Source organism: Aquabacterium sp. (genome assembly GCF_041915145.1).
Taxonomy (GTDB): domain Bacteria; phylum Pseudomonadota; class Gammaproteobacteria; order Burkholderiales; family Burkholderiaceae_C; genus Aquabacterium.
The window spans coordinates 1-23,588 of the sequence record NZ_JAYSBZ010000040.1; the positions used below are offsets into that span (position 1 = coordinate 1).

At 69.6% G+C, this 23,588-nt stretch carries 15 protein-coding genes and 1 pseudogene; 10 read left to right on the forward strand and 6 right to left on the reverse strand.

Annotated features, from left to right (window positions below):
- The 3 genes and pseudogenes from ACE3SS_RS09095 to ACE3SS_RS09105 all read left to right on the forward strand — a co-directional run.
- Nucleotides 1-118 (forward strand): annotated as a pseudogene (locus ACE3SS_RS09095) (exodeoxyribonuclease III); the annotation flags it as partial.
- 214 nt (nt 119-332) lie between these two features.
- A complete protein-coding gene (locus ACE3SS_RS09100) occupies nt 333-1,007 on the forward strand; it encodes a hypothetical protein (RefSeq protein WP_374593113.1) in 675 nt (224 codons plus the stop codon).
- A gap of 104 nt (nt 1,008-1,111) precedes the next feature.
- Nucleotides 1,112-1,750, forward strand: coding sequence for an MBL fold metallo-hydrolase (locus tag ACE3SS_RS09105; RefSeq protein ID WP_374593115.1), 639 nt, complete (start codon nt 1,112-1,114; stop codon nt 1,748-1,750).
- A 23-nt stretch (nt 1,751-1,773) separates the two neighbouring features.
- Here ACE3SS_RS09105 and ACE3SS_RS09110 read toward each other — a convergent pair whose 3' ends face one another.
- The 4 genes from ACE3SS_RS09110 to ACE3SS_RS09125 form a co-directional block, all read right to left on the reverse strand.
- Nucleotides 1,774-3,507 (reverse strand): mechanosensitive ion channel family protein, encoded by a 1,734-nt coding sequence (locus ACE3SS_RS09110; protein ID WP_374593117.1) that lies wholly within the window; start codon nt 3,505-3,507, stop codon nt 1,774-1,776.
- 76 nt (nt 3,508-3,583) lie between these two features.
- Nucleotides 3,584-9,844 (reverse strand): GMC oxidoreductase, encoded by a 6,261-nt coding sequence (locus ACE3SS_RS09115; protein WP_374593119.1) that lies wholly within the window; start codon nt 9,842-9,844, stop codon nt 3,584-3,586.
- A 143-nt stretch (nt 9,845-9,987) separates the two neighbouring features.
- Nucleotides 9,988-11,712 carry a hybrid sensor histidine kinase/response regulator gene (locus tag ACE3SS_RS09120; protein ID WP_374593121.1) on the reverse strand — a complete coding sequence of 575 codons (1,725 nt, stop codon included), beginning with the start codon at nt 11,710-11,712 and terminating at the stop codon, nt 9,988-9,990.
- Nucleotides 11,713-11,761: 49 nt separating this feature from the next.
- Nucleotides 11,762-12,409, reverse strand: a complete 648-nt coding sequence (locus ACE3SS_RS09125; RefSeq protein WP_374593123.1) for a TetR/AcrR family transcriptional regulator — start codon at nt 12,407-12,409, stop codon at nt 11,762-11,764.
- Between the two features lie 158 nt (nt 12,410-12,567).
- Between ACE3SS_RS09125 and ACE3SS_RS09130 the strand changes: the two genes are divergently transcribed.
- The 5 genes from ACE3SS_RS09130 to ACE3SS_RS09150 all read left to right on the forward strand — a co-directional run bounded on the left by ACE3SS_RS09130 (nt 12,568) and on the right by ACE3SS_RS09150 (nt 20,456).
- Complete coding sequence (locus ACE3SS_RS09130; RefSeq protein ID WP_374593125.1) at nt 12,568-13,608, forward strand: alpha/beta hydrolase; 1,041 nt, start codon at nt 12,568-12,570, stop codon at nt 13,606-13,608.
- A gap of 48 nt (nt 13,609-13,656) precedes the next feature.
- Nucleotides 13,657-14,730, forward strand: a complete 1,074-nt coding sequence (locus tag ACE3SS_RS09135; RefSeq protein WP_374593127.1) for a helix-turn-helix domain-containing protein — start codon at nt 13,657-13,659, stop codon at nt 14,728-14,730.
- A 69-nt stretch (nt 14,731-14,799) separates the two neighbouring features.
- Complete coding sequence (uvrA, locus tag ACE3SS_RS09140; RefSeq protein WP_374593129.1) at nt 14,800-17,808, forward strand: excinuclease ABC subunit UvrA; 3,009 nt, start codon at nt 14,800-14,802, stop codon at nt 17,806-17,808.
- A gap of 121 nt (nt 17,809-17,929) precedes the next feature.
- Nucleotides 17,930-19,948 carry an ATP-binding protein gene (locus tag ACE3SS_RS09145; protein WP_374593131.1) on the forward strand — a complete coding sequence of 673 codons (2,019 nt, stop codon included), beginning with the start codon at nt 17,930-17,932 and terminating at the stop codon, nt 19,946-19,948.
- Between the two features lie 97 nt (nt 19,949-20,045).
- The gene (locus ACE3SS_RS09150; RefSeq protein WP_374593133.1) at nt 20,046-20,456 is read left to right on the forward strand and encodes a response regulator; all 411 of its coding nucleotides are present in this window, start codon (nt 20,046-20,048) and stop codon (nt 20,454-20,456) included.
- A 68-nt stretch (nt 20,457-20,524) separates the two neighbouring features.
- Here the strand turns inward: ACE3SS_RS09150 and ACE3SS_RS09155 are convergent, their stop codons facing one another.
- Nucleotides 20,525-20,941: an SWIB/MDM2 domain-containing protein gene (locus ACE3SS_RS09155; protein WP_374593135.1), complete on the reverse strand. Its 417-nt coding sequence runs from the start codon at nt 20,939-20,941 to the stop codon at nt 20,525-20,527.
- A gap of 98 nt (nt 20,942-21,039) precedes the next feature.
- Between ACE3SS_RS09155 and ACE3SS_RS09160 the strand changes: the two genes are divergently transcribed.
- Nucleotides 21,040-21,276 (forward strand): hypothetical protein, encoded by a 237-nt coding sequence (locus tag ACE3SS_RS09160; RefSeq protein WP_374593137.1) that lies wholly within the window; start codon nt 21,040-21,042, stop codon nt 21,274-21,276.
- Between the two features lie 289 nt (nt 21,277-21,565).
- Entirely contained in the window at nt 21,566-21,925 is a 360-nt protein-coding gene (locus tag ACE3SS_RS09165) for a phage holin family protein (RefSeq protein ID WP_374593139.1), read from the forward strand.
- Here the strand turns inward: ACE3SS_RS09165 and ACE3SS_RS09170 are convergent.
- Nucleotides 21,917-23,509, reverse strand: coding sequence for a M48 family metalloprotease (locus ACE3SS_RS09170; protein ID WP_374593141.1), 1,593 nt, complete (start codon nt 23,507-23,509; stop codon nt 21,917-21,919). The genes ACE3SS_RS09165 and ACE3SS_RS09170 overlap by 9 nt on opposite strands.
- Nucleotides 23,510-23,588 lie beyond the last annotated feature (79 nt).

The window sequence follows — 23,588 nt, forward strand, 5'->3', positions numbered from 1 at the left end:
CGACTACCACCTCGCCACCCCCGCGCTGGCTGAAACCGCGCGCGCCGCGTCGATCTACAAAGAGCAGTGGTTCAGCGACCACGCGCCGCTGACGATCGACTACGAGTTCACGTTGTAACTGGCGGGCTGCTCCCAGGCGGGCGGCGGTTGCACTCTTAGCAACTCGACACACAAGCCATCTCAAGCGCGGGCGCGATCCACCCGAAACATCAGGGGATCACCCAAATTGGCAGGTGAAAGCGGGGTTCGTCGGCGCGCCGGTCTGGCGCGGTCGGCGGCACCATCCGTGATCAGATTGCCAGCCGACCCGATTTGCTTTCGAGGAGCCCACCATGCAACGCACCGCCCGCATCCTGCTGCTGCCCGGCTTGTGCTGCGCCGCCCTGTTCTCGCCGCTGCTGGCGCGGGCCGATGGCCTGCAGGGCGGCGGGGTGTACGCGGCCGTTGGCGTGCCCGGGCTGATTGCCGGCTACGCCTTGCCCGTGACCAGGACGCTGGTGGTGCGCGCCGACTTGTCCACCCTCGGTTCGCAGCACTGGAGCGGCAACGAGTCGGGCAACGAGTACCAGGGCTCGCTCAAGTTCAACCGCGCAGCCCTGCTGGGCGACTACCACTTTGCCGACAACTGGCGCATCACCGGCGGGGTGACGCTGCAGCACGGCCAGCTCGACATCCACTCGTCGGGCGCCGGCCTCACCAGCGTGGGCGATACCGCCGTCACGCCGCAGCCGGGCGACAGTTTCGATGCGGTCATCAAGCTCCCGCGCTTCACGCCCTACATCGGGCTGGGCTTCGGCCGCTACGCCGGCTCGTCGCAGGGCTGGAACGTGGTGGGCGATGCCGGCGTGATGGTCGGCAAGTCGAAGGTCAGCGGCGGCCTGAGCGGCCCATCGGCCGGTCTGGTGTCGCAAAGCGATGTCGATAAGGAGCTGCAAAAGGTGTGCGACGGCGTCGGCAAGGTCAAGGTGATCCCGCAGCTCACGCTGGGGGCGAGCTACCAATATTGAGTCTTTGAGCCATTGAATCGAGCCGCCTGCGGCGGTTGCCCCGTGGCGCCGAAGTCGCCACACTTTGAGCTCAAAATCGGCGCTTTCGCCGCTTCGGGGCTCTCATGTTTCGCTACCTCACCGTTCCTGTCACGCCGTTCGAGCAGAACTGCTCCATCGTCTGGTGCGACGAAACCCTCGACGCCGCCGTGATCGACCCGGGGGGCGACCTGCCGCTGCTGCAGCGCGAGATCGACCGGCTGGGCCTCAACCTCCAGGCGATCTGGCTCACGCACGCGCACATCGACCACGCCGGCGGCGCGGGCCAGCTGGCGCGCGAGAGCCGCCTGCCCATCGTCGGCCCGCACGAGGGCGACCAGTTCTGGATCGATGGCCTGCCCAAGCAGAGCCAGATGTTCGGCTTTCCGCCGGCGGAGAGCTTCAAGCCCACGCGCTGGCTGCACGACGGCGACACGGTGCAGATCGGCCACTGCACGCTGCAGGTGCGCCACTGCCCCGGCCACACGCCCGGCCACGTCGTGTTCTTCGAGCCCACCACCCGGCGCGCCTTCGTGGGCGACGTGCTGTTCGCTGGCAGCATCGGCCGCACCGACTTCCCGGGGGGCGACTATCAGACGCTCATCAACTCGATCACGCAGCGGCTGTGGCCCATGGGGAACGACGTGGTGTTCATTCCGGGCCACGGCCCCGAGAGCACCTTTGGCGACGAGCGCGCGACCAATCCGTTCGTGGGCGGGACCTGATCCCCCGCCAGGTCGGACGAGGCTCAGGGGCGTTGGGCCGGCGGCGGATACCAGTCGGCGGGCGCCACCACCTTGGCCTGTTCGGGGTCGGCCCGGTAGTGCGGCGACATGATCTGCACGCCGTGTTCGTTGAACACATCCTGAATGGCGGCGTGCAGGCGGTTCATCGCCTCGGCGCGCGGTCGCGGTTGCGACGGAATGGCCTGGCAGACGAGGCGGTACTCCACATAGAAGTCCGACAGCGCGGTCTGGAACACCGCGGGCTTGGGCTCGTCGAGCACGCCTTCGGTGCGGTGGGCGGCGTCGATCAGCATGGCGTGCACCTGGCGCCACGGCGTGTCGTAGCCGATGGTCACCACGGTGTCGAGCACGTAGCCCGGCCCGTTGACGGTGCGCGAGTAGTTCTTGGTGACCGCGCCCAGGATCAGCGCGTTGGGCAGCGACAGCTCCTCGCCCAGCCCGGTGCGGATGCGCGTGGCGAAGGTGCCCAGTTCGGTGACGGTGCCTTCATGCTCGCCGACGCGAACGTATTCGCCGACGCGAAAGACGCGCGAGAAGGTGAGGATCACGCCGCTGGCGGCCTGCCCCACCAGGCCCGATGCGCCCATCGACAGCATCAGGCCGACGAGCACCGACAGGCCCTTGAAGGCCTCGGTCTGCGCGCCGGGCAAATAGGGGTAGGCCATGGCCAGCGCGAACAGCCAGATGATGGCGCTGGTGAGGCGGCGGGTGGGGCCGACCACGTCGGCGTCGAGCCAGCCCAGGCGCAACTGGCCTCGCTGCACGCGGTCGAACACGTTGGCCAGGCTGCGCACCACGAAGCGCGCGAGCAAGAAGATCACCAGCGCGACCAGCAGGCCGGGCACCCCGCTCACGATGCCGCGCGCCACCACGCCGATCACGCCGAGCAAGAAGCCGCGCAACTGTTCGCCCCACGCGCGGGTGTACGGAAAGCGCTCCAGCACGAAGCCGAGCCACGAATACAGCATCAAGAGCAGCAAGGCCCAGTAGCCGACGCGCACCGCGCGGCGGGCCAGGCGCAGCAGTTGGTCGGTCTGCACGAGGGGCAGGCCGGCAATGGCCAGACGCCGGCCGTGCAGTTCAGTGCGTTGCACGGCCCAGCGCTCGATCGAGCGACGGCCGCGGCGCGCCAGCCAGAGCAGCAGCGCGTAGATCGCGGTAACCCCGGCGGCCAGCCCGCTGGCGTGCAGCATGGCGCGCAGGTTCTGGCTTTCGCTCGACTCGCGAATGACGGTTTCGAGCGCGGCGGCAGCGTGCTGCGCGGCGGCTTCGGTGGACTCGCCGGCCAGCGCGTCGACGTCGTCGTGCGTGACGATGAACATCATTGCGCTATTGATCTGCACTTCGTAGCCGTAGGGGATGGGCGCGAGGCTCACGAGGTGCTGGGCGCTGCCGTCCTGCAGCCGCGCCAGGATGCGCTGCTCGGCCGCCTGCACGCGCTGTGCCGGCGGGTTGTGCAGCAGCTCGGCGCGCAGCACGGCCACGTCGCGGTTGAAGAGGCGCAGCGTGGCCGGGGTATCGGACACCGCCGTGGGTGCGTAGTCGGTGGAGGCCGCCTCGGCCGCTGTGCTGGCAGACGCCGATGCGCTGGCGGCCACGGGCTTGGCATGCGGCGCCGGTCGGGCATGGGCACTTGCGGCAGCCAGGTGGATGCCGAGGCCGCAGGCCAGCGAGAGGGCGATTCGAGCGATGACTCGAAGGTCGATGAGCGAGACAGATGCGTGCGATGAGGTCACGTCGAGGCTCCCAGACAAACTGGGGTCGATTGTCGGCAAGAAATGCGGGGCCGGGCACCGCGCTCCGGCTGCCCCGTCAAGGCAGCAGCAGCTCGGCGCGGTGCTCGTGGGGCTCGGTGTGGTCCGCCCATTGGCGCAGCGTGGTGCACAGCTCGATGCAGTAGCCCGTTCCCACCCGCTCGACGTGCAGGCGTGCCAGCCCGCTGCCGCGCCACGCCGGTGTGCCGCCCGGCAGCTGGCTGTGCAGCGTGAGCGGCAGTGCGCCGGCGGCGGTGTGCACGCGTAGCGGTTCGTCGAGCCACAAGGCTTCGGGCCAGGCGTCCATGTAGGGCAGGGGCGAATGCAGCGGCGGCGTGACCACGGCGGCGCCCACGGGCTGGCCGGCCACGTCCACGCGCAGCAGGGTCGAGACGTGGTAGTCGCCGGATAGCAGCATGAAGCGCAGACCAGGTTGGCGTTGTTGAGCCTGCGCCAAGGTGTCGAGCAGCCATTGGCGGTCGGCGGGCGACCAGCTCAGGTCGTCCGGGTCGCCGGGGTTGGCGGGGTCGGCATCGAAGCGCTGAGCGGGCAGGGCCACGCTGCCGGTGACGATGAGGTTGAGCTGGCGCGCGGCCTGGGGCGAGCGCAGCCAGCGTTCGACCAGACGCTTGGTGTGCGCCGAGAAGATGCCGCCGGATGGCCCCGGGTAGGGGTGGCAGGCGCGCTCGCTGCGGGTGTCGATCACCAGCGCGCGCAGTGGCCCGGCCTGAAAGCCGTAGACCAGCCGGCTCGGGTCGCGCTGCGCTTGAAACTGCTGGAAGGCGCGCTGCGCCTGCTTGGCCACGAAGGTGGACACGAGCTGCTCGGGCGGTACCTGCGGCACGCGCGTCTTGACGATGGGCGCGGCGTTGGGGAAGTTGTCGGTGAACTCGTGGTCGTCGGGCGTCATGTAGACGGGCAGGCGCGCCAGCATGTCGCCCAGGCGCGGCGCCTCGCCGGCTTCGAGCTTGGCGCGCCGAAAGGCCTGCTGGTGTCGCTCGATGAAGCGCTGCGTCGGGCTGTGCGGGTCGGCCAGCCCGCCGGTGGCGTCGGCGTAGATCTGGTCGCCCACCAGCAGGCCGAAAGCCGGGGCGTGCGGGTGTGCCGCCGGGGCCGGGTGCGGGCACACCGCGCGGATCGATTCGTTGACGCGGCTGTCATCGAAGCCGGCGCCGGGGTAGCGGCAGCTCGCCGCGACGAAGCGCACGCTGGCCGGCTGCGCGTCGGGCCAGACGCTGTGCAGGGCCGTGGCGCCCACCTGGGCGTGGCGCCATTGCGCCGACTCGGGGAAGAGCTTGAAGATCGACACCGAATCGCGCACCGGCCGGTCGAAGGGGTGAAAGGCTTGCAGGCGGGCTTCGCGCTGCGCGATCAGGTTGGCGAGCCAGTGCTCGAGGCCGTCGGGCGCCTGGCCGGCTGGCCAGCAGCTGGCTTGTTGCGTGGGGTCGGTGAGGGCATCGAGCGCGGCGTGCAGCGGTAGCACGTCATCGAGCGGGCTTTGGGGTGCGCCGCACACCAGTGTTTCGTGGACGCTGAAGGCTTCGATCTCGATGCCGGCCTCGGGCGCCAGCCAGGCGCGCGGCAGGCGCAGCTCGCCGACGCCGAAGCGCACCTGGCCGTCGAAGGTGGGCGCGCGTTGCGCTTCGGCCAGCGTGATGCCGCCAGCGGGCACGTGCACGCGCCGCATGCGCAGCACTTGCGTGAGCAGCAGCCGGCCGCCCTGCCGCACATGCGCCACGGCCCAGGTGCGCATGCCCAGCGGCGAGCGCGAGCTGCGCTTGGCGTCGGAGAAACGATCGTCGATCTGGAAGGACACGCGCACGCTCACCGCTGTGTTGCCGAAGGCGCGCACGCGGCCGACGAAGGGCCCGCTGCGCGGGATGCGGGCGGTGGCCAGCACGCGCGTGGGGCCGTGCGGCGCGCTGGTCGGCCCCTGGCTCGCTTGCGCCAACAGGTGGTCGAAGACCTGCACGAGCTGCGGGAAGACACGCTGCGGCGCATGCCGGCCGATCAGCACGTCGAGGTGGCCGTGGCCGGGCACGCTCAACAGCGCGGGCGGCGTGCCGTCTGGCCGCGTCGGGCCGTGCAAGGCTTGGCCGACCAGTGCGGCCCAGTCGGGCTGCAGGCGCTGGTATTGGCGGGCCGAGCGGTGCGCGCTTTCGACATGAAAGAGCTCGTTCTCTTCGCCGTGCAAGAACACGATCGGCAAGGCGAAGTGGCGCCGCAGGTTGGCGTCGTGCACGTAGGTGTAGAAGCCGTCTTCGTTGACGAGCCGCTCGGCCTGCACGCACTTGGCCGCGTGAGCGAACAGCCGCACGTTGGCGTCGCCGAACAGCAGGGGCAGTTCGGCGTGCGTGGCCTCGAGCAGGTTGCGGTGCTTGAACAGCGGCGCCTCGATGAAGCGGATGCGTCGGCATGTGGCGGCGTGGTCTTCGCCGCCTGGAGCGTGCAGGCGCTTGTACAGGCCGGCATCGTCGCGGCCGTGAATCGTCGGGCACTGCTCGTCCTCGGGCACCGGCAGCGCGCTGAAGAGGCGGTCGGCCCAGGCTTCGGTCAGGTTGTCGACCGGGCCGCGCACGGCGAACGGAATGTAGGCGCGCCCTGCGGTGTCGCGCAAGAAACCCGGCACCCAGGTCTTGGCCTGTAGCAGCGGCGTGCCGATGCAGAACGGGTGGGTCTGCGAGATCACGGCCCCGGCCAGTTTGGGGCAGACCGGTGCGAGCGGGTCGGCCTTGTGGCGCGCCTGCCGGCCGTGGCGGTAGCTCAGCCGGCCCGACAGCAGCGCCATGCTCATCGAGGCCGCGCCGATGCACTGCGCGAAGGCGAAGATCTGCGGGCGCACCAGCGGCCGGCCGGCGCGGCGGAAGTCGCGACGCAGGGTGCGCAGCACGGTGTTGACGGCAGCGGGCCAGTCGTAGCTGCCGAGCTGGTCGATGGTGCTGGGCTCGCGGTGGTGCGTGAGCCGCGTGCTCAGGCGGTGCTCCAGGATCCACACCTCGTAGCCGGCCGCGTAATAGGCCTCGGCCAGATTGGTGGGCAGGCTCTTGAGCGTGAAGGTGTAGCCCGACTGGCTGAAGGCATGCGCGAGCAGCACGCTCTTGACGCGGGTGACGGGTTGACCGTGCCAGTGGCCGGGCTGCGTGTCGGGTAGCGCGGGGTGGCCATCGTCGCCGGGGCGGGCGTAGCGCCACAGCCGCAATTGCAGCGGCGCGTGCCGCTCGCCGGGCAGGTCGCTCGACGACTGGCCGCGCGGCACCTCGAAGTCGATGGCCTCGGGCAGCACCGAGCGGTCGGGCTGGCGCAGGTGCGTTTGCCACAGCGGCGCGTTGTCGATGAGCGCGCGGCCCGAGTAGGCGGGCAGCGTGAAGTCGAACAGCCGCGTCTTGATGGCGAAGCGCGAGAACAGGCCGAAGTAGGCGCTCAGCGCGAGCGCGCCGTTGGTGAGGTCACCCAGGCCGCCGAGTTCGAGCGGCAGCTTGGTGAAGTAGTAGTGCGGGTCGAGGTCGTAGCGGCCCCGTGCCAGCTCGCGGGCGCTGTGCGCGTCATAGACCTTGACGTGCAGGTTGCCGGACTGTTCGAGGTAGCTGGCGCGCGGCAGCGGGCGCGGGCCGCGCGACTCGGCAGGCTGCACGGCGCGCCGCAGCATGCGCGCGCTCCAGCGCAGCAGCTCGGGCCAGGTGGCGGCGTAGCTGACCTGCTTTTGCCCGATCAGGCGCAGCTCGGGCGGCCAGTGGTTGGGCTGACCCGCGCTGGCGGCTGGCAGGCGAAAGCGCATGTCGTAGAGCATGGCGCGGCGTTCGCTGGCGTGGTGCAGTTGTCGCAGCAAGCTGGCCAGCGCGCGCAGCAGGCCGCCGAGACCTTCGCGGGCCCAGAGTTCGCGCAGCCAGGGGCGGCTGCCTTCGCTGTGGCCGCGCAAGATGAGCCAGGTGGCAAAGGCGCGCGGGTGGCGCCCGAAGTCGCGCGCGGCCACCACCAGTCGGCTCAGCACGCGGCGCACCGCGCGGCCGAGCGGGCCGGGCAGATCGTCTACCCACAGCGGCAGGGCCGGGTGGTCGATGGCGGCGATCAGGTTGGTCTGGGACGACAGCAGCTCGTAGCGCGCCTGGTCGTCGCTCGTCGCGCCGGGGGCCGATGCGGTTTGGCGGTGGAGCCGCAACTGGCTGGCCGCGCCGGTGCGCAGACGCGGGGCGTGCAGCGGGGCGTCCCACATCGCGAGCCAGTCGTCGTGCTCGAAGGTGAGTTGCAGGTCGCTGCTGATCACGGCGGGTTCGCTCACGGGGTGCGGCCAGGCCAGCGCCGGGCAGACCATGCGCTCGTGCATCGTCACCTCGAAGCGCGGGCGTTGCGGTCGGGCGTAGGCGGTGTAGAGCGGGTCGGCGTGCGCCAGGGCTTCGGTGTGATGCGCGTCGGGCGCGCCGGGGGCTGCGTGTGCCGGGCGCGCGGGCAGGTGGTCCATCGCGCGTTCGGCCAGCGCGGTGATGGTGAGCAGCGGGTTGACGCCGAGCGCCGTGGGCACGATGGCGCCGTCGAGCACGTAGAGGCCGTCGTGCACGTCGCCATCGTCGTTGGCCCAGACGCGGCCGAGGTGGTCGACCACGCTGCTGGCCGGGTCGTCGCCCATCGCGCAGCCGCCGAGCGGGTGCACGGTGGTCAGCGCCGGCTCGGGCTGGGGCCCGCTCATCGTGGTGCGGGCCGAGCCGGGCAGCATTTGCCAGTTGGGCGCGTGCAGCAAGGTGGCGCCGTTGTTGCGCACGGCTTGCAGCACGTCTTCTTGCCGCTGGTAGGTGCGCAGGTCTTGCGGGGCTTCCCAGTAGGGCACGCTGGCGTCGCGGCCACCCACCCACACGATGCGGCCCTTCGAGCCATCGTGCCCCATCGTCAGCAGCACCTGGGTGCGACGCGGCAGGCTCTGCGCGGCGGTGCGCGCGTCGGCGGCGAGGTGGTCGCCCACCGACAGCGGGTCGGGTTGGCCGACGATGCGCTCGCCCTGCCACAGCGCGCCGCGCGGTGGTTGAAAGCGCCAGTGGTCGAGCTGGGCCAGCGTGTAGAGCGTGGCCAGGCCTTCGGCCCACAGCCGCCCGATGGCGCCCGGCACGGCACCTTCTTCGATGATGAGGCGCTCTTCGAGCGCGCGCGGCGCGCCTTGCGCGGGGTCGCGGCGCAGGTCGATCACGGCGCTGATGCAAGGGCCCACGCCGTGGTCGGGCACGGTGCCCTCGGCCGGGGGCGGCGTCTGCCAGGTGTCGGCGCCCACCCCCACCGCGTTGACGGGCTGGTTCTCGTTGATCGAGAACGTCAGGCTGTCGCCGTTGGCCGAGAAGCGCGCGCCCAGGGCGCCCGACAGCCAGAACGCGGCGCCGGCGCGGTCGCGCGAGCGTTGCAGCAGTTCGGTCGAGCCGAAGGTGCCGGCGGCCACCACCACCAGCGCGGCGTCGAGGTTGCAGCCGTCGGCCTCGGCGCAGTCCTGCCAGCTCAGGTGGGCCTGCACGCGCTCGGTGGGCAGCACGCGCAGCCGCCAGCGGGCGCCGGGCGCGGCGGCGGCGTCTCCGGTGAGTGGCTGCAAGGTGTAGACCGTGGCGCGGCTGACCACGCGCACGCCGTGCTCGTGCACCGCTTCGGCGAGGTAGGTGTCGCGCAGCGTGCGCTTGGCGCCGGGCACGTTGCAGCCGCTGGCGCAGTCGCCGCAGCGGGTGCAGTGCGCGGGGTCGATGGTCACGTCCACCGGCTGGGCGCGGGCGCCGGGTTCGATCGCCTGCGCCAGCCGTTGCAGCGCGGCGGTCTTGGCGAACGGCGCGGGCTGGCCGGGTTCGTGGAAGCGGTGGCCTTGCAGCATCTGCCGCGCCACGGCGAGGTAGTGGGCGAGACTGCGTTGTGGCGCTTCGCGGTCGCGGCGCAGCGCGCTGGGCCAGGCTTCTTGCGCGAAGACGTCGGGGTCGGGCTCGAACAGCACGCCGGCGTTGATCAGGCTGCCGCCCCCCACGCCGTTGGCTACCAGGGCGAGCGCGCCGGGGCCGACGCGCCACTCGAACAGGCCGGTGGCGCGGCCCGTCACGGCGCGGCCATCGGGCGACGGCGCCCGCACGTGCTTGGGCAGCACGCCGAGGTCGTTTGGAAACTCCCCCGGCCGGTACTCGGAGCCGCGCTCCAGCACGGTCACCCGCCAGCCCTTTTGAGCCAACCTGAGCGCGGCGACCGCGCCACCGTAACCCGAGCCGATCACCACGGCATCCAGGGCCCGCATCGGCGAGTTGGCTTGCAGCCAACGCAGCAACGGGGTGGACAGGTGAGGGGCCGGGCTGCGCGAGTAAGGCCTGTCCATCTTGCCTCCCCTGGAGCCGGTTACGGCTCGTTACAGCTTGATTGGGGGCATTTGTAACGCAAGTCGGCCGGGGGTGCACGCAAAAGGCGGCGGCGCGCGCCGAATTCGCACGCTTTGTGTGGCGCACGCGCCACCGGGTGCGGTCAGCCCAGCAGGTCTTCGAGCTGCTCGGGCTTGAGCGGCTTGAGCAGCATGCTCACGTTGTCGGGCAGCAGCGTGGGCGAGACTTCTTCGCCGGTCACGATGGCGGCCGGGCAGTCGCCGAACTCGGCGCGCAGCCGTTTGATGGACTCGATGCCGTTGTCGCCCAAGCCGAGGCGGAAGTCGGCCAGGATGAACTCGGGCACGAAGCCGCGCGCCCGGCAATCGGTGAGGGCGCGTTCCAAGTCGGCGGCGCTGATGACCTGCGCGCCGTATTCGATCAGCCACATCAGCGTGGCCTCGCGCGCCAGGCGGTCGTCTTCCAGCAGCACGATGCGGCGGTAACGCAGGGGTCGGCGTTGCCGGGGCTCGCGCGCGCGGCTGGGGGGCTGCACCATGGCCGCGCGGGCCAATTGCAGGCGCACGGTGGTGCCGACGCCGCGGGCCGAGTCGATGGCGATCTGGCCGCCCATCAGGTGCACCATGTGGGCGGTGATGGCCAGGCCGAGGCCGAGGCCGTCCACTTCGGCTTCGCGCGCCGAGCGACCACGGTAGAAGGGGTCGTAGATCTGCGGCAGGTCGTCGGGCTCGATGCCGGCGCCGGTGTCGGTGATGACGATGTGCGCCAGGTGGTCTTGCGCGGTGCATTCCATGGTCACGCCGCCGGTCTGCGTGAACTTCACGGCGTTGTCCACCAGGTTGCGCAGCACGCGGTCGAGCAAGGCCGGGTCGCCCCAGACGGCCAGGTTGTCGGCGCAGCTCACCGTGAGCTTGAGGTCGCGGTCGTGGCAGCGGGCGTCGTAGGCGGCCTGCACGGCATGGCAGATCGGGCCGAGCGCCACCACGCGGCGTTGCGCGTGCAGGGTGCCGGCGTCCATGCGGGCCAGCTCGAGAATGCCGCGGAACATCGCCTCCACCGATTCGGCCGTCATGCGGATGCGCGCGCCGAGCTCGTGCTGCCGTTCCGGCTCGGCGTTCTGCAGCAGGCCGCTGAGCAGCATCAGTGCGTGCACTGGCTGCAGCAGGTCGTGACTGGCGGCGGCCAGAAAGCGCAGCCGGGTGCGCTGGGCCGACTCGGTCTCGCTCAGGGCGCGTTCGAGCTGGTGCACGAGCTGCCCCTTTTCATGGCGGATCAGGATGGACTCGTCAAACAGCTCGGCCAGCCGCAGCGAGAAGCGACCCAGGATCAGGCTGGCCACCGCCATGATCGCGGTCAGCCCGATGGCGGCGTCGCGCGACTCGGACATGAACCAGCCGGCCGACAGGTTGCCGAACGACACCAGCATGTACAGCAGGTAGATGCGCGGCTGCAGCCCGATCACCAGCACGGCCACGGAGATCCAGCTCACCAGCACGCCGGTGAACAGCGCTCGCATCGAGGGGTCGAGCTGCGGGTAGAACAGCGGCGCCGGCAGCGTATTGAAAAAGCCCAGCAGGGCCGAGCTGATCAGGCTGACGCGGATCACCTGATCCGGGTGGCTGGCGCGCCGCGCCACGCGGTGGATGACCACGTCGCGCAGGCCGTAGCCGAACACCATCAGCGCCGCCCAAGTGGCGACGTGGTGCCAGTGAATCCGCGTGATCAGGATGCCCGAGAACGCCGCGGTGGACACCAGCGCGCCAACGGCGCCGGAGCGGGTCTGGCGCACCAGCAGATTGGCTTTCTCGCGGGCCAGGCGCTGCGAGGAGTCTTCGTAGCTCTGCTCTTGCGGCGCGATCGAATCCATCGCGGTGGCTTTCATCGGCGGGCCCCGTCTGGCGAGCGGGTGGGCAGGGTCATGGGAGGTCTCGCTCCAGATAGACCATCACGGCCTTGACGAATTCGGCGGCGGGGCGCGCCACGCGCTCGACCAGTTGATCGGCGGCGTCGTCCTCGATGGCTTGCAGGATCAGGTCGTTGATGCCGCCCACCACGGCCATCGCCACGGCGGGGTCGAGGCTGTGCTTGGCCGGGCGTTGCAGCTTGACGATCTCGACCTGCATGCACAGGAAGTCGGCGAAGCGGCGGCCGATGTCGCGGCGCACCTTCAGCCCCCGCGCGCCGATGGCCAGCAGCTCGATGAACAGCGCCCGGATCAGCGCCGGACGCAGCTGCAGTCGGCCCAGATAGGCGCGCACCACGGTATCGAGCTGCGCCTCCCATTCGAGGTTGGGAGTGAAGTGCGTCGCGATGGTGCGCAGGGTGTCTTCGCTGACCGCCTCGCACAGCGCGAGCAGGCAGTCTTCCTTGCTGCTGAACTGCTCGTAGAACGTGCGCTTGGACACCCGCGCCGCCGCCACCACGTCGGCAATCGTCACGTCGTGGTAGCTCCGGTGCGCCAGCGCCTGGGCCAGCCCTTCGAGCAGGCGGCCGCGGTGGTCGTCGCCCGTCAGCAGGCTGAGGGCCTGCGGCGAGGCGGGGGCGTCGAGGGGGGCGTCGGTCATGGGCTGGATTGTCGGGCAGTCGCCCGAGGGTTATTGGTACTTGACGGTACCGCTGGCGTTCCGTACCGTTCGGCCTGCGTTGGTACGCATTTGTACCAACGTGGTGAAACTTGTCCATCGGGGCATCGCCGCCCCTCGTCTTGTTGTCTGGAGTCATGATGTCCGTTGCTTCGCGTCTTGTCTGGCCGGCCGCCGCGCTGGCGTTGCTGGCCGTGGCCTGGGTGGCGGGCGCGCCGCCCGAGTCGGCCCCGCCGGCCGCGCCTCCCGCGCGGCTCGATGCCCTGCCGCCGGTGGCCGCCACGCCCGAGCGGCCCTGGAGCGTCACCAACCTGCCCTTTGCCTGCCAGGCCACCACCTGCGATGCCGACCTCTGGCTGCCCGCTGGCGCGAGCCACCCGCCGGTGATCGTGATGGCGCACGGCTTCGGCGCGCTCAAGAGCTGGGGGCTGCCGCCGTTCGCCGAGCGCTTCGTGCGCGCCGGCTTCGCCGTCTACCTGTTCGACTATCGGGGTTTCGGTCGCAGCGGTGGCCTGCCGCGCAACGTGGTGGACGGCGCCGAGCACGTCAAGGATTGGCTGGCCGCGGTCGATGCGATTCGCCAGCGCCCCGAAGTGGATGGCCGGCGACTCGGCATCTGGGGCACCTCGTACAGCGGCGGCTCGGTGCTGGCCGTGGCGGCGCAGCGGCCCGACGCGGTGCGCGCCGTCAGCGCCCAGGTGCCGTTCGTCAATGGCCTGCAGAGTGCGCTGAACTACCCGCTGCGCTACCAGTTCAAGGCCGGCTGGTACGCGCTGCACGACGCCCTGCGCCGGCCCGATCAGGTGCCGGTCTACGCGCCCATCATCGACGAGCACGGCTTCTCGGCGCTCAACTGCCCCGAGTGCTGGAGCGGTTATCGCAAGATCGTGCCGCCCGGGCAGGAGGCGCTCAACAAGGTCGCCGCGCGCATCTTCCTGACGCTGCCCTTCTACGCGCCCGGCCGCCACGCCGACCGGGTCCAGGCGCCGGTGCTGCTGATCGCCGCCGACCAGGACGGCCTGATCCCGATACAAGGCGTGCGCGACGTGGCCAAGCGTCTGGCCCACGTCGAATACGTCGAGCTCAAGGGCGCCGACCACTTCGCGCCCTATACCGGGCCGGTGTTTGAAGACGTGTCGCGGCGCCAGCTCGCCTTCTTCCAGAAAACCCTGGCGGACTGAGGCCGTGCGGCGGCGTTGGGCCCTCGGGCTTTGGCGTACATTGGCGCGATGAGTTCGACGCTGACCCACGACCTGATCCCGCTGCTGACGCTGACGAGCTGGGTCAAGGCCGCCGCGGTGTGCGGCTTCAGTCTGCAACCCATCTTGCAGGGGCTGGGCATCGAGGCCGACCTGTCCCGTCTCGACAGCACGCGCGTGCCGCCGCTCACGCTGCTCGAACTGCTGGTGGTCTGCACCCAGGCCGCCGAGCGCGCCCAGGCCGCGCCCCACTCGTCGCACTACCCCTTCGTGCTCGGCGAGAGCTTCGCGTTCGAGTTCATGCCCGAGCTCGAGACCTTTCTCACCACCGCCACCACGCCGCGCGAGGCCCTGCGCGCCGCCGGCTGGGCCAGCGCGCTGATCAACCCGCTGATGCGTATCGCGCTCAAGGAGCAGGGCGACGAGGCCCGCGTGGTGCTCGACTTCGAGATCGATCTGCTCACCGTCGAGCCGCCCGTGAGCTACGTCGTCGAGGCCACGCTGCTGGGCCTGCGCAACATCGGCCGGCGCCTGATCGGCAGCAACGCGCCGCTGCGCCGCGTCAACTGGCGCCACCAGCGCCCGGCCTACGCGGCCGAATACGAGCGTCTCTTCGGCGCGGTCAATCACTTCGATCAGCCCGAAACCTCGCTGGTGTTCGACCGCCAGGCGCTCGACTGGCGCTTGCGGGGTGCCTTCCCCGAGCTGAACCGGCAGGCCGAGGCGCTCGTCGAGCAGCGCGTCAACGTGGGTCGCCAAGCCGCCGCTGGCGGGCCGCCCGCCACCTTGCACGAGCAGATCGACCTGCTGCTCGTGCAGCGTCCCGAGCTCATGGCCGGCGGGGTGGACACCGTGGCCACCGAGCTGGGTCTGCACATGCGTACCCTGCAGCGGCGCCTGAAAGACGAGAACCGCGTCTACGCCGACATCCAGGCCGGCGTGCGCGAGCGTCTGGCGCGGCGCTGGCTGGCCGAAGGCAAGCTCGACATCGAGGCCATCGCGCTCAAGCTCGGCTACTCCGACCGCCGTGCGTTCACCAACGCGTTCAAGCGCTGGACGGGCCGCTCGCCCAGCCAGTACCGCGCCGAGCCCGACGCCGCCTGACCCATCCCCCCTCCCAGCGCCGATCAGGGCGGCAGCCTATGATGGCGGGTTGCCCCGAGCCCGCCTGTCATGAGCCGTTCCAAGTCTGTTGAGCCCACCGCGCCTGCCCAGCCTGCCGCTGTCCCGTTTGCCGCCGCCCCGTCCGGCCAGATCCGCGTGCGTGGGGCGCGCACCCACAACCTCAAGAACATCGACCTCGACATCCCGCGCCACCAGCTGGTGGTGATCACGGGCCTGTCGGGGTCGGGCAAGAGCTCGCTGGCGTTCGACACGCTCTACGCCGAGGGCCAGCGCCGCTACGTCGAGAGCCTGTCGGCTTACGCGCGGCAGTTCTTGCAGTTGATGGACAAGCCCGATGTCGACGTGATCGAGGGCCTCGCCCCGGCCATCTCGATCGAGCAGAAGGCCACCAGCCACAACCCGCGCTCGACGGTCGGCACCGTCACCGAGATCCACGACTACCTGCGCCTGCTCTACGCCCGCGCCGGCACGCCGTTCTGCCCCGACCACGCCCTGCCGCTGCAGGCGCAGAGCGTGAGCCAGATGGTTGATGCCGTGCTGGCCCTGCCCGAAGACACCAAGCTGATGATCCTCGCGCCCGTGTTGCGCGACCGCAAGGGCGAGCACGTCGAGCTGTTCGCCGACATGCAGGCCCAGGGCTACGTGCGCTTTCGCATCGACGGCGTGGTCTACGACGCGGCCGACGTGCCCAAGCTCAAGAAGGTCGAGAAGCACGACATCGACGTGGTGGTCGATCGCATCAAGATCAAGCATGAAGACGTGGCCGGCGCGTCGGTCGAGGTGGCCGAGTCCGCCTTGCCGCAGGCACCGTCGGCCGGCTTGCGCCAGCGCCTGGCCGAGAGCTTCGAGGCCGCGTTGCGCCTGGCCGATGGCCGCGCCCTGGCGCTCGAAATGGACTCGGGCCACGAGCATCTCTTTTCGAGCAAGTTCGCCTGCCCGGTCTGCAGCTACTCGCTGGGCGAGCTGGAGCCGCGGCTGTTCTCGTTCAACTCGCCGGTGGGCGCCTGCCCGAGCTGCGATGGCCTGGGCCAGACCACCGTGTTCGACCCGACGCGCGTGGTGGCCTTCCCGAGCCTGAGCTTGGCCAGCGGCGCGGTGAAGGGTTGGGACCGCCGCAACCCCTACACCTTCTCGCTGATCGAAAGCGTGGCCACGCATTACGGCTTCGATGTCGAGGCGCCGTTTGAAGAGCTGCCCGAATCGGCCCAGCACGTGCTGCTGTATGGCTCGGGCGAGGAAGACATCAGCTTCACCTACCAGGCCGACGCGGCCAACGGCAAGAAGCGCAGCGTCAAGCGCTCGCATCCGTTCGAGGGGATCATCCCCAACTTCGCGCGCCGCTACCGCGAGACCGACTCGGCCACCGTGCGCGAAGAACTCGCTCGCTACCAGGCCGCCAAGCCCTGCCCCGACTGCCACGGCACGCGGCTGCGGCGCGAGGCGCGCTTCGTCAAGCTGGTCGATGCCGTTACCGGCGAGCAGCGCCCCATCTACGAGATTGCCCACGTCACGCTGCGCGAGGCCTTCGAATATTTCAACGGGCTGCAGCTCAAGGGCGCGAAGGCCGAGATCGCCGACAAGGTCGTGCGCGAAATCGGCTCGCGCCTGAAGTTCCTCAACGACGTCGGCCTCAACTACCTGAGCCTGGATCGCAGCGCCGACACGCTCTCGGGCGGCGAGGCCCAGCGCATCCGCCTGGCCAGCCAGATCGGCTCGGGCCTGACCGGCGTGATGTACGTGCTCGACGAGCCCAGCATCGGCCTGCATCAGCGCGACAACGACCGCCTCATCGGCACGCTGCAGCACCTGCGCGACCTGGGCAACAGCGTGCTGGTGGTCGAGCACGACGAAGACATGATCCGCGCCGCCGACCACGTCATCGACATGGGCCCCGGCGCCGGCGTGCACGGCGGCCGCGTGATGGCGCAAGGCACCTGCGACGAAGTCACCGCGAACGATGAATCGCTGACCGGCCAATACCTCGGCCGCAAGCTGCGCATCGCCGTGCCCCGGCAGCGCACGCCGTTCACCGCCGACACGCCGCGCCTCAAGCTCGTCAACGCGCGCGGCAACAACCTCAAGGGCGTGACGGTCGATGTACCGGTGGGCTTGTTCACTTGCGTCACCGGCGTGTCGGGCTCGGGCAAGTCCACGCTGGTCAACGACACGCTCTACGCGGCCGTGTCGCGCAAGCTCTATCAAAGCCACCAGGATCCCGCCCCGGTCGACGAGATCGAGGGGCTGGAGCATTTCGACAAGGTCATCAACGTCGATCAAAGCCCCATCGGCCGCACGCCGCGCTCGAATCCGGCTACCTACACGGGCCTGTTCACGCCGATTCGCGAGCTGTTCGCCGAGGTGCCGACGGCGCGCGAGCGTGGCTACGGCGCCGGGCGCTTCAGCTTCAACGTGGCCGGTGGCCGCTGCGAGGCCTGCCAGGGCGATGGCGTCATCAAGGTGGAGATGCACTTCTTGCCGGACGTCTACGTGCCGTGCGACGTGTGCTTCGGCAAGCGCTACAACCGCGAGACGCTCGAAGTGCTCTACAAGGGCGCCAACATCGCGCAGGTGCTCGACATGACGGTCGAAGAGTCGCACGCCTTCTTCAGCGCCGTGCCCAGCATCGCCCGCAAGCTGCAGACCCTGCTCGACGTGGGTCTCGGCTACATCCGCCTCGGCCAGAGCGCGACCACGCTGTCGGGCGGCGAGGCGCAGCGCGTGAAGCTGGCGTTGGAGCTCAGCAAGCGCGACACCGGCCGCACGCTCTACATCCTCGACGAGCCCACCACCGGCCTCCACTTTCACGACATCGAACTGCTGCTGCGCGTGCTGCACCAGTTGCGCGACGCGGGCAACACCATCGTCGTGATCGAGCACAACCTCGACGTCATCAAGACGGCCGACTGGCTCATCGACATGGGGCCCGAGGGCGGTGCCGGCGGCGGCGCGGTGGTGGTGACCGGCTCGCCCGAGGTCATCGCCGCCTGCCCCGACAGCTACACCGGCCGCTACTTGGCCCCGCTGCTGGGCGCCGACGTGGCCGAACGCGCGGCGTGATCGCCCCACATAGTTGGCACGGCGCGCTCGCGGCTTGCGGGCAGACCCTGAGTCGGTAGGGGGGCGGCTGTGACACAGTCAACAGACTGAACCCGAAGCCCGCCTCGTTGCGATTGCTGCCGTGCCTGATTTGCCCGACCTGACGCCCTCTCCAGAAGTTGCCGCCGAGCTGGCCGGTCTGCGGGCCGAGCTCGAGGTGGCTCGCGCTGAAGCCGCGCGTTGGCGCACCAGTTTCGACCTGTCGGCGGCGGGCATGGCGCTGGTGGGGCTGGACGGCGTGTTTCTCGACGTCAACCAGCGGCTGAGCCAGTTCCTGGGGTACTCGGTCGAGCAGCTGCGGCGCCTGCACTTTCAAGACGTCACCTACGCCGAAGACCTGCCGGTCAACCTGCGGGCCATGGACGACCTGATCGGCGGGCGGGTCGCCACCTATCACCTCGAAAAACGCTACCTGCGTGGCGACGGCGAGTGCGTGTGGGGATCGGTGTCGATCGCCCTGGTGCGCGATGGCGCGGGGGTGCCTCAGCACTTCATCGCGGTCGTCGAGGACGTCACCGAGCGCCAGCGCGCCATCGAGGCGCTGCGCCAGCGCGAGACGCTGCTCAGCAGCATGGGCAAGTTCGTGCCCGGCATCATCCACAAGATCGGCTTCCTGCCCGATGGCCGGGCCGAGTTTCTCTACATCAGCGATCGCGCGCTCGACATGTTCGAGCTCGACCCCGAGGTGATGGCGCGCGACTTCTACGCGCACCACACTCGCGTCCACCCAGACGACCTCGCCTATGTCCGGCGTCTGGCCCAGGCACCCGCGCCGGGGCAGACACTGGAGCCGGTCGATTTTGAATACCGCGTGATCCTGCCCGGCAAGGGGCTGCGCTGGTATGGCGGGCGGGTGCTGCCCGAGGTCGAGGCCGACGGCAGCGTCGTCTGGTACGGCCACACGGCTGACGTCACCGAGCACAAGCAGTTCCAGGCGGCCAAGGTGGCCGCGGTGGCCGCCGACGAAGCCAACCGCGCCAAGAGCGAATTCCTGTCGCGCATGAGCCATGAGCTGCGCACGCCGCTCAACGCCGTGATCGGCTTCGCGCAGCTGCTGCGCATGGACAGTCAGCAGCCGCTGAGCGCGGCGCAGCGCGGCAAGATCGCCCTGATCGAGCGTGCCGGCGCCCATCTGCTGGCCGTCATCGGCGACGTGCTCGATCTCTCGCGCATCGACTCCGGCAGCCTGCCGCTGTCGCTCGAGCCGGTGCTGGTCGAGGCCTCGCTCGACGAGGCCATGCAACTCGTGGCCGTGGCCGCGCGCGAAGCCGGCATCGAGATCGAGCCCGGCTGCTTGAGCCAGGTCTTGCACGTGCAGGCCGATCGACTGCGCTTGCGGCAGATCCTCGTCAACCTGCTCAGCAACGCCGTCAAGTACAACCGCCCCGGCGGCCGCGTGATGACGCGCTGCTGGCGCGAGGCGGGGCAGGTCGCCGTCGAAGTCAGCGACACCGGCCGCGGCCTGACCCCCGAGCAGTGCACCCATCTGTTCGAGCCCTTCAACCGTCTCGGCGCCGAGAGCACCGGCGTCGAGGGCACGGGCATCGGGCTGGTGATCGTGCGGCGTCTCATCGAGCTGATGGGCGGGCACATCGAGGTCAGCAGCGAGCTCGGCGTGGGCTCGCGCTTCGTCGTCTGGCTGCCGCAGGCCAGTCCGCCCGCGGCGCCGCCCGCGCAAGCCGAGGAGCCGCTCACCATCTCCGGCACCTTGCAGGGCGAAGACGGCGCCTACACCGTGCTGTACGCCGAGGACAACGAGGTCAACGTCGCGCTGATCCGCCAGGTCATGGCCCTGCGCCCCGCGTGCCGCCTGCTGGTCGCCTACAGCGGCGCCGAGGCCGTCGAGCTGGCGCGCCGCCATCGGCCCGACCTGCTGCTGCTCGACATGCATCTGGGCGACATGAGCGGCTTCGAGGTGGCCGAGGCCCTCGAGCGCGACGCCGCCACCGCAAGCATCCCGCGCGTGGCGCTGTCGGCCGATGCCATGCCCGACACCGTGCACCGCGCCAAGGCTCGCGGCTTCGCGGCCTACCTGACCAAGCCGCTCGACGTGATGGCCCTGCTGCGCTGCCTCGACGAGCAGATCACCTCGCAACCGTGAGGCGCGCGCGGCTGGCGCACAATCCGTTCGTCCTGCCCCGGTAACCAGGCTGCCAGTTCGAGAGCCCGAAAGCGCTGATCCAACTTGTCATCCCACCATGAACATCCCGAACACGCAAGACGGTCCGACTGCCGAGCGCCACGTGCTGTATGTCGAAGATCAGCCCTTGAACGTCATGCTGATGGAAGAGCTGTTCCGCAGCGAGCCGCAGTGGCGGTTGCATGTCGCGTCCGACGGCGCCAGCGCGCTGGAGGCGCTGCGAACCTTGCGGCCCGATCTCATGCTGATCGACATGCACTTGCCTGACACTGACGGGCATCGTCTGCTGCAGGCCATCATGGCGCGCAGCGAAGGAGGCCGCCCGTGCGCGCCCTGCATCGCGCTGTCGGCCGACGCGATGCCCGAGCAGATCGCCGAGGCGCGGCAGACCGGTTTCGACGATTACTGGACCAAGCCCATCGACGTGGCGGTCGTGCTGACCCAACTGCATCGCTGGTTGAAAGCTTGACGGGCCCGACGCGAGCGAGCAAGAAAAAACCCGGCCGGGGCCGGGTTTGAAAGCGAGATCTCAGACGATCACTTCAGGTGGCCGGAGATGATCTTGGTCAGCTCGAACATGTCGACCTGAGCCTTCTTCAGCACGTCCTTGAGCTTCTCGTCAGCCTTGATCAGGCGCTTGTTGACGGCGTCCTGCAGCTTGTTCTTCTTGATGTATTCCCAGACCTTCTTGGTCACTTCCGTGCGGGGCAGCGGGGAGGCGCCGATGATGGCGGCCAGCGCGGCGCTCGGAGTCAGCGGCTTCAGGAAGGCCGCGTTGGGAGTGCGCTTCTTGGCGGGCGCTGCCTTCTTGGCAGGAGCCGCCTTCTTCGCGGCGACCTTCTTGGCCGGAGCAGCTTTCTTCGCTGCAACCTTCTTGGCCGGGGCCGCTTTCTTAGCCGCAGGGGCTTTCTTTGCTACTGCCTTTTTGGCAGCAACCTTCTTCGCAGTTGCCATTTAAATTCTCCGACTAATGCTTGGTTGATTTCGGGAACCGTTCAGACCCCGGGCGAAAACCTCGTGGGCTTTCGTTCCTCTATGAGGCTGCACGCGAAATGGTACTGTGTGCCTGCAACGATGAGAAGCGGTTTGCAAGCGAATTCACTAGAGAAAACGCTGGCTGCCAGCGAATTGTCGCGACGCTGCGTCACCCCGTGGAGCCTTTGGCGGCGTTCCGCAAGGTCGTCGGTGTGCCGGGCGTGGCGCTCGGCTCAGCGCCCTTCGAGCGAACGAGGCAAAAAAAAGAGCACCCGGAGGTGCTCTCAATCGTCGAAGTCATGAGTAACTCATGAAATCTCCGTCTCTCGGACGAGAGATTAGCGCGTGAGCTGCAGGCTGTCACCCCCCAACAGGGTGACAGCTTCATGTCCGGGCAAAAAAAGAGCGCCCGAAGGCGCTCTCAAGCGTAGAACTCATGAGTGACTCATGAAGATCTCCGCACCATTGCGACGCCTATGGTGCGCTGTGATGTCGCGCTTGTCATTCCCCCAAAGGACGGCCGGCACCCCTGATTCGCGCAATGCTGCCGCTCGTTGGCGCGCGTCGAGGGCAGCCGCGCGGCGCTGTCTGTATGCTGCGGGCATGAAGCTGATCTTGCGATGGGTGCTGCTGGCGGCGGCGCTGTTGATGGTGGCGCGGTGGTGTCCGGGCGTGGCGGTGCGCAGTTTCGGCGCGGCCATGGTGGCGGCTTTCGTGCTGGGGCTGCTCAATGCGGTGCTTCGGCCCTTGCTCATCATCCTGACGCTGCCGGTCACGGTGCTCACGCTCGGGCTGTTCGTGTTCGTGATCAACGCGCTGCTGTTCGAGATGGCCGGCAGCATCCTCAAGGGGTTCGAGGTGGACGGCTTCGGCGCCGCGCTGCTCGGGTCGCTGCTCTACAGCCTGTGGGCGGTGGTGATCGACATGGCGCTCGAGCGCATCTTCAGCCGCGACCTACCGTAGTTGCGCGCCGTTGTTTTCCTCGCGCTGGCGGCGCAGGTCGCGCTCAAACGCGCGCAGCCGCGAGTCGATCACCGAGGCTTCGACGAAATCGACGCGGCTGCTGGCGCGGATCTGCTTTTGCGCGCTGCGCAGCCGGTCGATGGCGCCGGGCAGGTCGCCCAGCGCGGCACTGGCTTCGGCCTCGGCACGCACCGCGCGCAGCGGTTGATCGAGTCGCCGCCAGGCCAGCGCGAGCAGCTGCCACGACGTGGCGTCGCCCGGCTCGCGAGCCACTTGAGTCTGCAAGGCCGCCGCGGCGAACTTGCAGTCGGCGGTTGTGGTGTCGGGCAGCAGGTCGCGGCGCGCGCGCAGCAGCATGACGGGGCGCGACGCATCGGCGGCCAAGGGGGCCAGCGCGGCGTCTGCGCCACGGCGGTCCAGCGCGGCCAGCGATACCTCGGCTTGCAGCAGCAGCAATTCGCGCTGCACCTGTTCGCGCAGCGCCGGCGCGAGGGCTTGGGCGCGGCTGCGCAGGAGGTCGAGCAGGGCGGCGGCCTGCTTGGGGTCGTGCAAGGCCACGGCGGCCAGCACGGCGGCGTAGGCGCGAGCCAACTGGTCGAGCGGCGTCAGTTCGGTGTGGGCCACGCTCGCGTCGGCCAGGATCGGATGCAGCGCGGCGGCGCGCGTGTCCATCAGCACGCGGGCGCGCTGACGCAGCAGCACGTGGACGGGGTCGACCGGGATGCTCAACGCCTTGACGCCCATGCGCGCCTTGGCTTCGCCGATGCGCTCGGCGGTCAGCGGGTGGGTGCGCAGGTAGGGGTAGCTGCCGTCGTCGTTCAGGTGGGTGGCCTGTTCGAGCTTCTCGAACATGCTCGACATGCCGGCCGGCGAGTAGCCCGCGGTGGTCATCACGCCGTAGCCCACGCGGTCGGCTTCGCGCTCCATGTCGCGCGAGAAGTTGAGTTGGCCTTGCACCGAGGTGGCTTGCCCACCGACGATCAGCGCCTCGGCCGCCTGCGGCGCCCGGCTCGCGGCCAGCACGCCCAGGATCAGCGATGCGATGGCGACCATCGACAGCCGCTGCTGCTGGCCGATCGAGCGCACGATGTGGCGCTGCGTGACGTGCGACATCTCGTGGCCCAGCACCGACGCCAGTTCGTCGTCACTGGTGGTCATGGCGATCAGGCCGAGGTTGATGCCGATGAAGCCGCCGGGCAAGGCGAAGGCGTTGACCGTGCGGTCGCGCACCAGAAAGGGCTCCCACGAGAACGCGGCGTCCATCTCGGGCGTGATCTCGCCGCGTTGACGGGCGGCGTTGGCCAGCCGAGTCCAGATGGTGCGTACCTGTTCGAGCAGCACCGGGTCATCGAGATAGTCGGGGTCGCGGCGAATCTCGCGCATGATGCTGTCGCCGAGGTTGCGTTCGGCGGCGGGCGAGAAGTCACCCGAGGCCGATTCGCCCAGCGCGGGCAATGCGCTCTGCGCGGCTGCCGGGGTCGCCAACCACGGCGCAGGCAGGCCGCTCAGCGCGGCAATCAGACAAACCTGGGCGCGCCAACGGCGCGCGGGGGCCGGCGGATGGGAGGGGCGGGTGGATCGCATCACTGGCTATCATGCCTTCTGTTTGTTAACCCGAGGCAAAGCACCGTGCTCGATCCCGCAAGCCTGTCGTCAGTGTCCG